The organism is Roseobacter sp. OBYS 0001, from assembly GCF_019654895.1.
GTDB classification, from domain to species: Bacteria; Pseudomonadota; Alphaproteobacteria; order Rhodobacterales; family Rhodobacteraceae; genus Roseobacter; species Roseobacter litoralis.
In genome coordinates, this window is sequence record NZ_BPES01000007.1 from 152,914 (window position 1) to 166,208 (window position 13,295).

A 13,295-nucleotide genomic window follows, 5' to 3' on the forward strand; every position below is an offset into this window, starting at 1 on the left:
ATACTTGCAGGAGGAGAACGAAAAATGACCTTTAAAACAAAGACAGCGATCCCATTTGGCATCGCCGCATTGATGGGGGCCACGGCCCTGAGTGCTGCCGACCTAGAGTTCTATTTTCCGGTTGGAGTCAACGCCCCGGCTGTGGCCACAATTCAGGAGTTGACCGATGAATGGGCCGCGATGAACCCGCAGCACACGGTCAAAGCCATCTATGCCGGCAACTATGAGGAAACGACAACCAAGGCCCTGACGGCTGCAAATGCCGGTGACCCACCGCAAGTGGCGGTTCTGTTGTCGATTGATCTGTTCACGTTGGTCGAGGAAGACGTCATTTTGCCGATCTCGGATATCGCCACATCCGATGAAGACAAGGCATGGATCGACGGGTTTTACCCCAGTTTCATGAAGGATTCGCAGTTTGAGGGGAAAACCTATGCCATTCCTTTCCAGCGCTCGACCCCGGTGTTCTACTATAACAAGGACGCGTTTCGTGCGGCGGGCCTCGACCCGGAAGCGCCGCCCACCACATGGGACGAAATGATTGAGGTCGGCAAGAAGCTGACCGTCAAGGACGACAATGGCAACGTCACCCAATGGGGCACGCGCATTCCGACGCTGGGCCTTGGTGGCGCGTGGCTCTTTGGTGGTCTGGTTGTGTCCAAAGGCGATGTTCTGACAACCGATACCGGAACCGAGGCGCGCATGGATACGCCCGCGACCGTCGCCTCGCTTGAGTTTTTGCTGGATCTGGCCAATGAGGGCGTGATGGCCCCCGGTGGCATCAGCTGGGGCGACACGCCCAAGGCTTTCCTCGAAGGGCAGACGGCATCAATCTGGACCTCGACAGGGAACCTCGCCTTCATCGAGGAAAACGCCGAATTTGATTGGGGCGTCGGGTTCCTGCCCGGTGGTGACGGGCCGGGCGCGCCCATCGGCGGCGGCAACTTCTATATCTTCCAGGACACCACAGATGAGGAACGCGCAGCCGCGCTTGATTTCATCAAATTCATGTCCTCCCCCGCCAGTGCTGCCAAGTGGAGCATCGCAACAGGGTATGTCGCTCCGCGCCCAGACACATGGGAAACGCCTGAGATGAAAGCCTACGTTGAGCGTTTGCCGCAGGCGCTGGTCGCCCTTGAACAACTGCCCTATGCCGAGCGTGAGTTCGCCACCTTCCAGCGCGCTAAGGTCACGCAATATCTGGTGGATGCCATCGAAAGCGTCGTCACTGGCAACGCTGAACCCGCCGAAGCACTGAAGAAGGCGCAAGAAGGCGCGGATGACGTGCTTGGCGAATATAACTAAGCCATCGCGCGCGCCCCGCGTGTCATTGGCGCGGGGCGCGCGCGCATTCATCCGGCATCAAGGTAAAGTCACATGAATAAAAAACTGACCACAGGGCCAGCCATTATCATGCTGGTGATCCCTTGTGCCATTTTGGTGGCGTTCACCCATTATCCGGCCATCATGGCGCTGATAAATTCGTTCTGGAATAACGCAAGTTCGCGCCGCCCTTCGCGCTTTGTCGGGGCCGACAATTATCAGGCGATGCTCGAAGACGACCGCCTGATGCAGGTGTTGATCAACAGCACGATTTACGCGGTCGGCACGGTGCCACTGGCCATCGGGTTGGCGATTGGCATGGCGCTTTTGGTGAATTCACGGCTGCCGGGGACGGCCTTCATGCGGCTGTCATTCTTTTTGCCCACGATGCTCCCGATGATCGCGGTCGCCAATATCTGGCTGTTTTTCTACGCGCCCGGCATCGGGCTTGCCTCGCAAATTCTGGGGCTGTTCGGCCTGCCGTCGATCAACTTTCTGGGGCAGACGGAAACCGCGCTGGGCTCAATGATGTTCGTCGCCATCTGGAAAGAAGCGGGGTTGTTCATGATCTTTTACCTCGCGGCCCTTCAATCCGTCCCGACCAACCTCAAGGATGCGGCAAAACTCGAAGGGGCCGGCCGCGTGCGCGTGTTCATCGACGTGGTGCTGCCGCTCCTGCGCCCGACGACGATTTTCGTGGCGGTCAATGCGCTGATCAACGCCTTCCGGCTGGTTGACCATGTGGTGGTGATGACCGAAGGCGGGCCGAATAATTCCAGCGCGCTGCTGCTCTACTACATCTACGAGGTTACCTTCCGGCAACGCGATTTCGCTTACGGCGCGACGCTGACTGTTCTGATGGTGGTGCTGCTGGGCTTTCTTGCGATCATCCAGTTCTGGGTGCTGAACCGAAAGGCGCATTACCAATGAACCGGGGTCTGAATAAAATTCTGCTGGGCACGCTGACATCTGTCGCGGCCGCCCTTTGGGGGCTGCCATTCATCTATTCGGTCTGGACGGCCTTTCACGACGAACGCTATGCGGCCAATTTCCAATGGGACGCGCCCTGGACAATTGTCAATTTCATTGAGGCTTGGCATGCGGCGCCCTTTGCGATGTATTTCGCCAACACCCTGATCCTGATCACCATCGTTCTGGTCGCAAACCTGATCCTGTGCACGCTCGTCGCCTATGCCTTTGTGCGCTACCGCTTCCGTTGGGCCGGGATTTTGTTTGCGCTCATCATGGTGCAGTTGTTGATCTCGCCCGAAATTCTGATTGTCGAAAACTATCTGATCCTGTCGCGCGTGGGCCTTACGGATACGATCATCGGCATTGCGCTGCCTTACCTGACATCGGCCTTTGGTATTTTTCTGTTGCGCCAGACCTTTATGACCGTGCCCAAGTCACTGGATGAAGCGGCCCAGATCGAAGGGGCAAGTGCATGGCGCATCCTATGGAACATTTATGTACCCCTCGCGTGGCCGGTTTATCTGGCCTATTCGCTGGTCTCTGTCAGCTTTCACTGGAATAACTTCCTATGGCCACTGATCGTCACCAACTCCCCCGAAGTGCGCCCGCTGACGGTGGGCCTGAGCGTTTTCGCCACGGTCGACAGCGGTGTGGAATGGTCGCTGGTCAATGCCGCGACGCTGATGACAACCGCGCCGCTGATCATCGCGTTCATCCTGTTTCAGCGCCAGTTTGTCGCGAACTTCATGCGCGCAGGCATCAAATGAGCCGGAGCGCAGAATGCTGATCGCCCATATCTCTGATTTCCACGTTTTCGCCAAGGCGCCGGAAACCTCGGTGGTGCGCGCGGATGCGGCGGATGCGGCGCGCAAGGTGGTGGCCGATGTCGCTGGTTTCGCGCCCCGGATTGACGCGGTGATGTTCACCGGCGATCTGACGGACGGTGGGTCGGCAGAGGATTACGCGCTGTTGCAGGATATCCTGTCGCCGATTGACGTGCCGATTTTCGTCGTGCCCGGCAATCACGATGCGCGCCCCGGCCTGCGCGCAGCTTTTGGCGATACCTTGCCGTTCGGGGCGGGGCCGTTTCTGAATTATCAGGCGCGGGTGGGGGAAATCCGCATCCTCGCGCTGGATACCCTGTGGGACGGGCATGTGGCCGGGCGGCTTGACAGCGCGCAACTCGACTGGCTCGCGGCGCGGCTTGGTGAGCGTCACGATGGGCTGACGCTGATCCTGATGCATCACCCTGCGTTTCCCTCGCAGATGGCGGCGCTGGATGCGATGACACTGCAGGAAGGGCGCGATGGCTTCGAGCAGTTGATCGCCGCCTATGACGGGCCGCTGCGGATTTTGGCGGGGCACATTCACCGACCGTTTCAAACCCTGTGGCATGGCGCATTTTGTGCGGTCAGCGGTGGCCCCGCGTTCCAGCATGAACTGGCGCTTGGCACGGACACCACGGAGCCGGGTATCGTGCGCGAACCCTATGCCTATTTCATTCACCGGATGACCGGCTCAACATCGGTGTCCATTCACACAAGGTATGTAGAACTGTGACCCTGACCGTATCCGACGACGAAGCGAGCAAGATCGAACGCCTGGCGCGGGATGCAGGGGCGTTAGCGCTCTCTCATTTCCGGACACTGGCAACGGTATCTGTCGAATCCAAGGGGCATCTTGATCTGGTCACAGCCGCCGATCAGGAGGTGGAGGCATTTATCACCAAGCGCCTGATCCGCGATTTCCCCGATGATGGCGTTTTCGGCGAAGAGGGTGCTGCCCACCAGGGAACGAGCGGGCGCACGTGGGTGATTGATCCGATTGATGGCACGTTCAATTTTGTGCGCGGGGGCGACCAATGGGCGATCTCGATCGGATTGTATCAGGGTGGGCGGCCCAGCTTTGGTGTGATCCATGCGCCGGTGCGCGACCAGACCCTTGTGGGGGGCGACGGTGTGCCCGCCACGCTGAACGGGGTGCCAATGGCGGCGCGCGCGGGGCTGGATGAAAATCGGGCGGCCTGCGGCGTCGGCTTCCATCCCGTCATTCCGGTGGCGCAGCGTCTACATACGCTGCAGTTTGTACTGGAGGATGCCCGCATGTCGTTTCGTTGCTGCGGTTCGGCGACGATTTCCCTGATCGAGGTCGCGCTGGGTCAGGTCGATGGATACCTTGGCACGGGCGAATCCACGTGGGATCTGATGGCAGCACTCCCCATCCTTGAACAGATCGGCATCGTCAGCACTGTGGATTGGAGCGCAATCGAGCTCAATGCCAAAATACGTTTCGCTTGCGGCACGCCAGAATTCCTCGAAGCCGTTGCGCCGATCGTGCCATTCGGGGCGACGCTTTAACCGATCCAACGGCGAGGGGTTGGGTAAGGCAAAAAAGCAACAAAGCAACATATTTTGAATTGTTCTAGGGGCGGAGAACTACAGGGACGGGAGTTTGTCAGAAAAACTTCACAATTCCCTATATCATAAATGTTGTTTTGTTGCTTTTGTTGTTCTAACGTCATCAGGAAGTCAGCTTGGGGAGGCAGGATGTCATCGAAGAAGCGCAAACGGCGGGCGGCGATCTCTGAGCTTGTTCTGGAACGGGGCGCGGTGGCTGTCGGGTCTCTGGCTGAGCGGTTTGACGTTTCCATGCAAACGATCCGCCGCGATGTGGATGCGCTGTGCGAAGGTGAAATGCTGCACCGGCGACATGGTCGGATTGAGCTGAGCCGCGAGTTCCTGAATACACCGTTTGATCAGCGCACAGAGACAAACAACCCCGGCAAGCAAATGATTGGCGAGGCCGCGGCGGATCTGATCCCGGACGATTCAACCGTCTTCATTTCCATCGGTTCGACGCCCTTGCGCGTTGCGCAATCTCTGCGACGGCGCAAAGGGCTGACGGTCATTACCAATAACCTCAGCGCTGCCATGGCGCTAAGCGAAGAAGTGTCCAACCGTATCCTGATACCCGGAGGGGAAATGCGCCTGCCTGATCGGGATATCTTGGGCAATGAGGTGCTGGATTTCTTCGGGCGCTTCAGGGCTGAATATGCGGTGTTCGGCGTGGCTGGTGTTGCGGAGGATGGCGGGCTGCTCGACTTTTTCCCGACCGAAGTGCGCGCGCGGCAAGTCATTCGGGAAAATGCGCAACAGGCCTTGCTGGTCGTCGATTGGCTGAAATTCGGGCGGCAAGCACCGGCGTTGGGCGATAATATTGCAGACATGGATCAGATCATCACGGATCGACGGCCAGGCGATGCATTTGCGCCGTTGCTGACCCGGATCAATGACAAGCTGCTTGTGGCGGGAGGGGATGGAACATGATGACATCACCGTTTGTGAAACTCGATGGCGTGGCAAAACGCTGGAACGGTCAGCTTGGGGTCGAAGGGATCAGCCTTGATATTGCTCAGGGCAGCTTTACCGCGCTGCTGGGGCCGTCGGGGTGTGGCAAGTCGACGACGCTGCGCTTGCTGGCCGGGCTGGAATTGCCTGATGAGGGCAAAATCTGGATTGACGGCCGGGACGTCACGACCAGTGCTGCGTCTGACCGGAACCTGTCGATGGTCTTTCAGTCTTATGCGTTGTTTCCGCATCTGTCGGTCGCTGAGAATGTGGTTTTCGGTCTGAAGGTGCGGCGCGTGCCCAAGAAAGAGCGGCAAGAGAAACTGTACCACGCGCTGGAAATCACCGGGTTGCTTGGGCTGGAGGACCGCAAACCGGGCGAATTATCCGGCGGCCAGCGCCAGCGCGTCGCCTTGGCGCGCGCGATTGTGGCGGGGCAACGGTTGTGTCTGATGGATGAACCTCTGTCGAACCTTGATGCAAAGCTGCGCAATGCGGTGCGCAAGGACATCAAGAAACTGCAGCGTGATCTGGGCATCACGGTTGTATACGTTACCCACGATCAGACCGAAGCGATGAGCATGGCGGACACCGTCGTCCTGATGAAGGATGGCCATATCCAGCAGGTCGGCACGCCCGAAGACCTCTATAGCAGACCAAAGAATACATTCGTCGCGGAATTTGTCGGCGCGCCGCCCATGGCCCTGATTGCGTCGCATGTTTTCAGCGGTTTTGGCGCGGATAAGACCATTGGGATCAGGGCCGAAAACATCCAGATCGTGCCAAAAGGGCAAGGCCGGATGCAATGCAGGGTCAGTGAAAGTGAATTTTTGGGGGCAGAGACCCTGATCGGTCTGGATCATGCGGATGCCTCGGGCTTATGCGTGCTGAAGCCCGGACTTTCGATGATGGCGGAGGGCCATGAAATCGACATTACGTTTGACGACCAAAACCTGCATGTTTTTGACGCGGCAGGCCATCGGCTGGCAGGGTAACACCTGCCGGACGGCGAAATTCACCAGTGAAATCAAGGGAGAGAACAATGAGACACTTTTCGACAACAGGGCTTGGATTGGCCACGGCCATGGCGGCGGGGCTTGCCGTGCCAGCAACGGCCGAGACCGAACTGACGATGTACTACCCGATTGCGGTCGGCGGAGCGTTGACCGAAGTGGTGGACGGAATCGTTGCGGATTTTGAGGCTGCAAACCCGGACATCAAGGTTAATGCGATCTATTCGGGCAATTATGATGACACGCGTGTGCGCGCCTTGTCCGCTCTTGCATCCGGCGAGCCTGCGCAGCTTGCGGTGATGTTTTCCATCGACGCCTATGACCTGATCGAGCAGGAACTCATCATCCCGTTCGAAGAGGTCGCTACCACCGAGGCGGATCAGGCATGGCTGAACAGTTTTTATCCGGCACTGATGGCCAATGGCAAAATCGAAGGACAGACGTGGGGCATCCCGTTCCAGCGATCCACCATCGTGGCCTATTACAACAAGGATTTGTTCCGTGCTGCGGGCCTTGATCCCGAAGCACCACCCACCACCTGGGACGAGATGATCGAGATGGGCAAGGCCCTGACGAATGACGACACCTACGGTTTGATGATCCCGTCCACCGGCTATCCTTATTGGATGTTTCAGGCCCTCGCGATCCAGAACGGCAAAGAGGTGATGTCGGGCGATGGTCTGACCACCTATTTCGACGACCCGACCGTTGTGGAAACGCTGGAGTTCTGGAAGTCGCTCTCTGCCGAGCATGGGATCATGCCAACGGGCACTGTCGAATGGGGCACATTGCGACAGGCCTTCCTTGAGGGTCAGACAGCAATGATGTGGCACTCAACCGGTAACCTGACGGCGGTGAAAAATGGCGCGAGCTTTGATTTCGGTGTGGCCGAATTGCCCGCGAATGTGCGCAAAGGGTCCCCCACGGGGGGCGGCAACTTCTACCTGTTCAAGGACACAACAGACGAAGAGCGCGCGGCGGCCCTCAAGCTGATGCAGTTCATGACGGCACCAGAGCAGGCGGCGGCATGGTCCATCGGCACAGGGTATATGGGTGTGTCGCCAGCCGCCTATGAGACCGAGGCGCTCAAGGCCTACACAGAAGAATTCCCGCCTGCACTGGTTGCACGCAACCAACTGGAAAACGCCGTGGCCGAGTTCTCGACCTTCGAGACGGCGCGCGTGCGCGATGGTCTGAACAACGCGATCCAGTCCGCATTGACCGGCGCGAAAGAACCAGTGGCCGCCTTGGCCGAGGCACAAGCCGCCGCCGAACGTTTGCTGCGCGACTACCAATAACACCCCCGGTCGGGCTGATGCACAAAGCGCATCGGCCCGACCTTTCCCAAAGCGGAGCGGCACGATGTCAGAACATGCCAACCTTGAACGTCGCAGGCAGGCCATTTATGGCTGGCTGTTGCTGTCTCCGGCGTTGGTGCTGCTGTCTGCCTTTGCGTTTTATCCAAGCATTGCAACCCTTTGGACGAGCCTGTTTTCGCGCGGCACACGCCGCAAACCCGTCGAATATGTGGGTCTTGAGAACTATACTGACCTATTTGCCGATCCGACCTTCTGGCTCGTGGTCAAGAACAACCTGATTTACGCCGGGGTCACGATCCCTGTGTCGATGGGCATTGCGCTGGCCATGGCGCTTTGGGCAAACGGAAAAATCCGCGCGCGCGGTTTTGTGCGCACCGCCTATTTCACCCCGACAGTGCTGCCGATGATCGCAGCGGCAAACCTGTGGCTGTTCTTCTACACCCCCGGTCTTGGCGTGCTGGACCAGATCGGCAGCCTGTTTGGTCTGCCGTCAGTGAACTGGCTGGGGCAACCTGAAACGGCACTTTGGGCGATCATCATCGTGACGATCTGGAAGGAGGCGGGGTTTTTCATGATCTTCTACCTCGCGGCATTGCAGACGATCCCCGAGGATTTGAAAGAAGCCGCAGACATTGAGGGTGCAAGCCGCTGGACCTATACGCGGCGTATCGTGTTGCCGCTCCTGATGCCCACGACAGTGTTCATTGCGGTCAATGCGCTGATCAATTCGGTCAAACTGATCGACCATCTGTTTATTCTCACCAAGGGGGGGCCGTCGGACGCCTCCAAACTGCTGCTCTATTACATCTGGGAAATGGCCTTTGCCTTCTTTGATGCGCCAAGTGCGGCTGCCATGACCATCATGGTCATCGTGGTGCTGGCCATCGTGGCGGCGATCAAGTTCAGCTATCTTGATAAAAGGACGCATTACCAATGAAGAGCCTGAGCAACTTCATGGATAGTTTCGGTGCGATCCTGCTGGCGGTCATCTGGGTCGCACCCTTGCTTTTTGCGTTCTGGGCCGCCACGCATTCCACGTCCGACGCGGTCAACCTGAACCTGTTTTCCCCGTGGACGCTGGAAAATTTTCGCGTGGCATGGGCCGGGGCGCCTTGGTTGAAGTATTTCCTCAACACTTTCCTGCTGGTGACGGTGATCCTGATCGGGCAGTTTTTCCTGACAACACTGGCCGGATTTGCCTTTGCGCAGTTGCAGTTTCCGGGCAAGGATTTCGTCTTCATTCTGGTGCTGATGCAGCTCTTTATCCTGCCCGAAGTCCTGATCGTGGAAAACTATGCGATGGTGTCGCGCCTTGGGCTGTTTGACACCATTCTGGGCGTGGGCATGCCCTATATGGCCAGCGCGTTCGGCATTTTTCTGATGCGGCAGGCGTTCAAAGGGGTCCCGATTGAGCTGCATGAGGCGGCGCGCATCGAGGGCTGTGGCCTGCTGGGTATCTTGTGGCGGGTCTATGTGCCTTTGGCAAAACCGACCTATCTGGCCTATGCGCTGGTCTCTGTCTCTACCCATTGGAACAACTTCCTGTGGCCGCTGATCGTCACCAATTCGCCCGATACGCGGCCCCTGACCGTGGGTCTGTCGATTTTTGGTGCGCCGGAAAACGGCGTTGATATCAGCATCATTTCTGCTGCGACACTCATGTCGGTGGCCCCCTTGCTGATCGCCTTCCTGATATTCCAGCGCCAGTTCGTTCAGGCATTCTTGCGCGCAGGGATCAAATGACGACGATCCTGCAAATCACGGACACCCATATCGTGCCGGAGGGCGCGCTTGTGTCGGGGCGGCTGGATACTGCGGATGCGTTGGAACGATTGGTGGCGCGGATCAACAGCGTCCGCGATCAGTTCGGCGCGGTGGACGCGGTGCTTGTCAGTGGTGATCTGAGCGATGATGGCACTGCAGAAAGCTATACGCGGTTCAAAAAGCTGATGGCTCCGCTGGACTTGCCCATCCATGTGATCCCCGGCAACCACGACGGGCGCGCGACATTGCGTGCCGCCTTTGCCGATCAGTTTGCGCCGACCGGTTCACTTAACTGGACCCGGTCTATTGGCGGTCTCCACCTGATTGGCCTTGATACATTGGTAGAGGGGCAGGGCGGGGGTACGCTTGCGCCTGAGAGCCTGTCGTTTCTGTCAGGCGCCCTGTCGCAGGCAAGGGGCGCGCCGGTCTTGCTGGCGCTGCACCATCAACCCTTTCTCTGTGGCATCGGCTTTATGGACGCCATCGGGCTAAGCAACAAAAACGCGCTAAGCGAGATCGTGGCGGGCTACCCCGGACCGCTGCGCCTGCTGTGCGGTCACATCCATAGCATGATGATCAGCGATGTGGGGGGGCATATTGCGATCTCATGTCCCTCGCCCTGCAGTAGTTTTGCCTATGACTGTCGCCCTGACGCCCCGACGGGGTATATGTTACAAGAAGACGGCTGCCTGTTGCATCGCTGGGACGGGGGCTTTCAAACGATCCGTATTGGGCCAGTCGCTGGCGCAGGCCCTTTTCCCTTTTGATGACGTCCCCTGAACGAAAGTCCGCCCGTTGAACGAACCTCACATTCTCCAAGTCCTCGTGCAGATCGCAGGCGCTGCAGCGCTTTTGATCTGGGCCGTACGTTTGGTGCGTACCGGGGTTGAGCGCGGGTTTGCAGCCCCAATGCGTATTTGGCTGCGTCATTCTGCGAAGAACCGTTTGCTTGCTGCTGGCACCGGCATGGGTGCGGCTGTGCTCTTGCAAAGCTCTACTGCAGTTGCTGTTCTGGTGTCCAATTTCGTGTCCAAAGGTGGGCTTGCCACCGCGACCGGGCTTGCGATCCTGCTGGGGGCGGATGTGGGATCCGCCATCGTCACGCAGCTTTTGATGGTGCGTCAGCCCATCCTGATCCCACTGTTGCTGCTTGTCGGCGTCATGGTGTTTCTGCGTGGTGAAGGCAGCAGCACGCGCCAGATTGGTCGCATCATGATCGGGCTCGCGCTGATCTTTGTATCACTGGACATGATACGCGCCGCAACCGAGCCGATGATATCCAACCCGGGCACGCAGGTCGTGATGACCTATCTTGGCCGTGACCTTTTAACTGCCTTCGTGATTGGCGCGGTATTTGCCTGGGGCGTGCATTCAAGCGTCGCGGCGGTTTTGTTGTTCGTAACGCTTGCGGGGCAATCCATCCTGCCGATCCATGCCGCAGCAGCGATGATACTGGGTGCCAATCTGGGCGGTGGCCTGATCGCATTCCTGCTGACCTATACGGCCCCCGCCGCGGCGCGGCGGATGGTCATGGCCAACCTTGTCTTGCGCGGTGGGGGGGCTGCCCTTGCCTTGGTCTTGATTTCTGCCCTGCCGGAACTTTTAAGCCATCTCGGCGAAACCCCGGCGCGGCAAACCATAAACCTGCATCTGGTCTTTAATCTTGTTTTGGCAGTCGCAGCACTGCCGTTTGTGGGTCTGATTACTGCCGCTCTGTCACATCTCATGACTGAGAAACCTGTCATGAATGGTGCATTAGAAGTCACAAGCGCGCTTGATCCGGCTTTGCTGGATCGACCTCAGCGGGCTCTTGATTGCACGGCGCGCGAATTGCTTGGCATGGGTCAAAAGATCGAACAAATGCTGATCGCGGTCGAACCCCTTTATGACCAGTGGAACAGCGTGACGGCAAAGCAGATCGCCGATCAGGAAAAAGCCACCAAGACAATGCATCTTGATATCAAGCTCTATCTTGCGCGCCTCGGTCAGACGGGTCTGGACGAAGACCTGAGCCGTCGATCAATGGAACTGGCATCCATATCATCAAGCCTTGATTCCGCCTCCGATGCGATTGCGCGGATAATGGTGGAACTGGCCAGACGTCTGGACAAGCAAAGTTTGCAATTCTCACCGCAAGGGCGCGAGGAGATCCGCGATTTTGCGGACCGGGTTCAAAGCAATGTGCAGCTGGCGCTGAATGTCATGATGAACCAGAACCCGGCCGAGGCACGCGAACTGGTGGCCGCTAAGGAAAAAGTGCGCAAGGTGGAACAAAAGCTGCAACGCAGCCATATCGGCCGTCTACGTGAAGGGCTGGCTGAAAGCATCGAGACGAGCAATATCCATCAGGAAACGCTCAGAGCCTTGAAACAGGTGAACACGGCTTTTTCGATGGTCGGGCATCCCATTCTTCTCAAATCCGGTGACTTGCTGAAGAGCCGCCTCGCTTAACGTTCCCGGCTGCCTTGGACGGTATCGATCGAACACTAAGTCTCGGTCTGTGCGTGGTCTAGGCACGCCTGGTCACTAAACGCTTCTGAGCACGTTACCGCCACAAACATAAGAGATGAGGAAGTGGTGGGCGACCCTGGAATCGAACCAGGCGTGCGTCTCCGCGAGGGAGTTACAGTCCCCTGCCACACCTTGCGGCCTGTCGCCCACTCTGCTCATGCATTGCATAAACAGTGAAGGCGTGATTACAAGCGGTGTCCTGAGCCGTCAAGGCGAAAACCGTCGCTTTTGTGCGTCTAAAATCAGTTGGAAGCCCACAATGAAAAAACCAAAATGGGTCGTGCGCAAGGAGCAGGACAAAAAAACGGAAAATCGCGAGACAATCTGGCTTTTTGGACTGCATGCTGTGCGCGATGCGCTGGAGAATGCTGCGCGTGAAAAATTGCAATTGATCGTGACGCTGAATGCGCAGGCCAAGCTGGCCGATGCGATTGAAACGTCCGGAATCGTGCCCGAAGTGGTGGACCCTCGAAAATTCAATGCACCGCTCGATCCCGGTTCGGTGCATCAGGGGGCGGCGCTGGAGGTCAAGCCGCTGAACTGGGGCAGCCTTGAAGACGTGTGCGTCGGCTCTGAGCACCCGCGCGTCATGTTGCTCGACCGGGTGACGGACCCGCACAATGTGGGCGCGATCCTGCGCTCTGCCGAAGTGTTTGGCGCGTCTGCCGTGATCGGAACGCGTCACCATTCAGCACCTGAGACCGGGGCCTTGGCGAAATCTGCCAGTGGGGCTCTGGAACGGCAGCCCTATTTGCGGGTCCGCAATCTGGCGGATACGATTCGTGCTTTACAGGGCATGGGTTACATCGTGCTGGGTCTGGACGGCGAAGCCCGCGACACGCTGGAACAAGCCATTGAAGGCAAGCGGGACCGTCCGATTGCGCTGGTTCTGGGGGCAGAAGGGCCGGGATTGCGCGAAAAAACCAAAGAGACTGTCGATTCTCTCGTGCGGATTGATGCGGCAGGCCAATTTGGATCGCTTAACGTATCGAATGCGGCGGCAATCGCCTTATATGCCACACGAAGGGTCTGAAAACAGCGCGGAC

General features: G+C 58.1%; 13 protein-coding genes and 1 tRNA gene. 13 read left to right on the plus strand and 1 reads right to left on the minus strand.

Going from position 1 to position 13,295, the window contains the following annotated elements; genetic code table 11:
- Positions 1-24 precede the first annotated feature (24 nt).
- From K5Q35_RS15015 to K5Q35_RS15070, 12 genes are all read left to right on the plus strand, one after another.
- The gene (locus tag K5Q35_RS15015) at positions 25-1,305 is read left to right on the plus strand and encodes an ABC transporter substrate-binding protein (protein WP_013962519.1); all 1,281 of its coding nucleotides are present in this window, start codon (positions 25-27) and stop codon (positions 1,303-1,305) included.
- Positions 1,306-1,377: 72 nt separating this feature from the next.
- Complete coding sequence (locus tag K5Q35_RS15020) at positions 1,378-2,253, plus strand: carbohydrate ABC transporter permease (protein WP_220800133.1); 876 nt, start codon at positions 1,378-1,380, stop codon at positions 2,251-2,253.
- Positions 2,250-3,062, plus strand: a complete 813-nt coding sequence (locus K5Q35_RS15025) for a carbohydrate ABC transporter permease (RefSeq protein ID WP_013962517.1) — start codon at positions 2,250-2,252, stop codon at positions 3,060-3,062. The genes K5Q35_RS15020 and K5Q35_RS15025 overlap by 4 nt, the downstream gene beginning before the upstream one ends.
- Before the next feature lie 13 nt (positions 3,063-3,075).
- Positions 3,076-3,855: a metallophosphoesterase gene (locus K5Q35_RS15030; protein ID WP_220800134.1), complete on the plus strand. Its 780-nt coding sequence runs from the start codon at positions 3,076-3,078 to the stop codon at positions 3,853-3,855.
- Positions 3,852-4,652 carry an inositol monophosphatase family protein gene (locus K5Q35_RS15035; RefSeq protein WP_013962515.1) on the plus strand — a complete coding sequence of 267 codons (801 nt, stop codon included), beginning with the start codon at positions 3,852-3,854 and terminating at the stop codon, positions 4,650-4,652. The genes K5Q35_RS15030 and K5Q35_RS15035 overlap by 4 nt, the downstream gene beginning before the upstream one ends.
- Positions 4,653-4,841: 189 nt before the next feature.
- The gene (locus K5Q35_RS15040; protein ID WP_220800135.1) at positions 4,842-5,621 is read left to right on the plus strand and encodes a DeoR/GlpR family DNA-binding transcription regulator; all 780 of its coding nucleotides are present in this window, start codon (positions 4,842-4,844) and stop codon (positions 5,619-5,621) included.
- On the plus strand, positions 5,618-6,637 hold the full coding sequence (locus K5Q35_RS15045; protein WP_220800136.1) for an ABC transporter ATP-binding protein: 1,020 nt from the start codon (positions 5,618-5,620) through the stop codon (positions 6,635-6,637). Before K5Q35_RS15040 ends, K5Q35_RS15045 begins: the two co-directional genes overlap by 4 nt.
- Before the next feature lie 47 nt (positions 6,638-6,684).
- Entirely contained in the window at positions 6,685-7,953 is a 1,269-nt protein-coding gene (locus K5Q35_RS15050) for an ABC transporter substrate-binding protein (protein WP_013962512.1), read from the plus strand.
- Positions 7,954-8,017: 64 nt separating this feature from the next.
- Positions 8,018-8,911, plus strand: coding sequence for a carbohydrate ABC transporter permease (locus K5Q35_RS15055; protein WP_013962511.1), 894 nt, complete (start codon positions 8,018-8,020; stop codon positions 8,909-8,911).
- The gene (locus tag K5Q35_RS15060; protein WP_011569662.1) at positions 8,908-9,717 is read left to right on the plus strand and encodes a carbohydrate ABC transporter permease; all 810 of its coding nucleotides are present in this window, start codon (positions 8,908-8,910) and stop codon (positions 9,715-9,717) included. The genes K5Q35_RS15055 and K5Q35_RS15060 overlap by 4 nt, the downstream gene beginning before the upstream one ends.
- Positions 9,714-10,505, plus strand: a complete 792-nt coding sequence (locus K5Q35_RS15065) for a phosphodiesterase (protein WP_220800137.1) — start codon at positions 9,714-9,716, stop codon at positions 10,503-10,505. The genes K5Q35_RS15060 and K5Q35_RS15065 overlap by 4 nt, the downstream gene beginning before the upstream one ends.
- Positions 10,506-10,533: 28 nt before the next feature.
- Positions 10,534-12,189, plus strand: a complete 1,656-nt coding sequence (locus K5Q35_RS15070; protein ID WP_220800138.1) for a Na/Pi cotransporter family protein — start codon at positions 10,534-10,536, stop codon at positions 12,187-12,189.
- A gap of 124 nt (positions 12,190-12,313) precedes the next feature.
- Here the strand turns inward: K5Q35_RS15070 and K5Q35_RS15075 are convergent.
- A tRNA-Tyr gene (locus K5Q35_RS15075) sits at positions 12,314-12,397 on the minus strand.
- A 111-nt stretch (positions 12,398-12,508) separates the two neighbouring features.
- Here K5Q35_RS15075 and rlmB point away from each other — a divergent pair.
- On the plus strand, positions 12,509-13,282 hold the full coding sequence (rlmB, locus tag K5Q35_RS15080) for a 23S rRNA (guanosine(2251)-2'-O)-methyltransferase RlmB (RefSeq protein ID WP_220800139.1): 774 nt from the start codon (positions 12,509-12,511) through the stop codon (positions 13,280-13,282).
- Positions 13,283-13,295: the final 13 nt, after the last annotated feature.

Excerpts from the sequence above, each read along its gene's own strand:
- K5Q35_RS15060 (WP_011569662.1), top strand. The coding sequence starts at position 8,908 with ATGAAGAGCCTGAGCAACTTCATGGATAGTTTCGGTGCGATCCTGCTG.
- K5Q35_RS15050 (WP_013962512.1), top strand. The coding sequence starts at position 6,685 with ATGAGACACTTTTCGACAACAGGGCTTGGATTGGCCACGGCCATGGCG.
- rlmB (WP_220800139.1), top strand. The coding sequence starts at position 12,509 with ATGAAAAAACCAAAATGGGTCGTGCGCAAGGAGCAGGACAAAAAAACG.
- K5Q35_RS15020 (WP_220800133.1), top strand. The coding sequence starts at position 1,378 with ATGAATAAAAAACTGACCACAGGGCCAGCCATTATCATGCTGGTGATC.
- K5Q35_RS15030 (WP_220800134.1), top strand. The coding sequence starts at position 3,076 with ATGCTGATCGCCCATATCTCTGATTTCCACGTTTTCGCCAAGGCGCCG.
- K5Q35_RS15045 (WP_220800136.1), top strand. The coding sequence starts at position 5,618 with ATGATGACATCACCGTTTGTGAAACTCGATGGCGTGGCAAAACGCTGG.
- K5Q35_RS15040 (WP_220800135.1), top strand. The coding sequence starts at position 4,842 with ATGTCATCGAAGAAGCGCAAACGGCGGGCGGCGATCTCTGAGCTTGTT.
- K5Q35_RS15025 (WP_013962517.1), top strand. The coding sequence starts at position 2,250 with ATGAACCGGGGTCTGAATAAAATTCTGCTGGGCACGCTGACATCTGTC.
- K5Q35_RS15065 (WP_220800137.1), top strand. The coding sequence starts at position 9,714 with ATGACGACGATCCTGCAAATCACGGACACCCATATCGTGCCGGAGGGC.
- K5Q35_RS15055 (WP_013962511.1), top strand. The coding sequence starts at position 8,018 with ATGTCAGAACATGCCAACCTTGAACGTCGCAGGCAGGCCATTTATGGC.
- K5Q35_RS15015 (WP_013962519.1), top strand. The coding sequence starts at position 25 with ATGACCTTTAAAACAAAGACAGCGATCCCATTTGGCATCGCCGCATTG.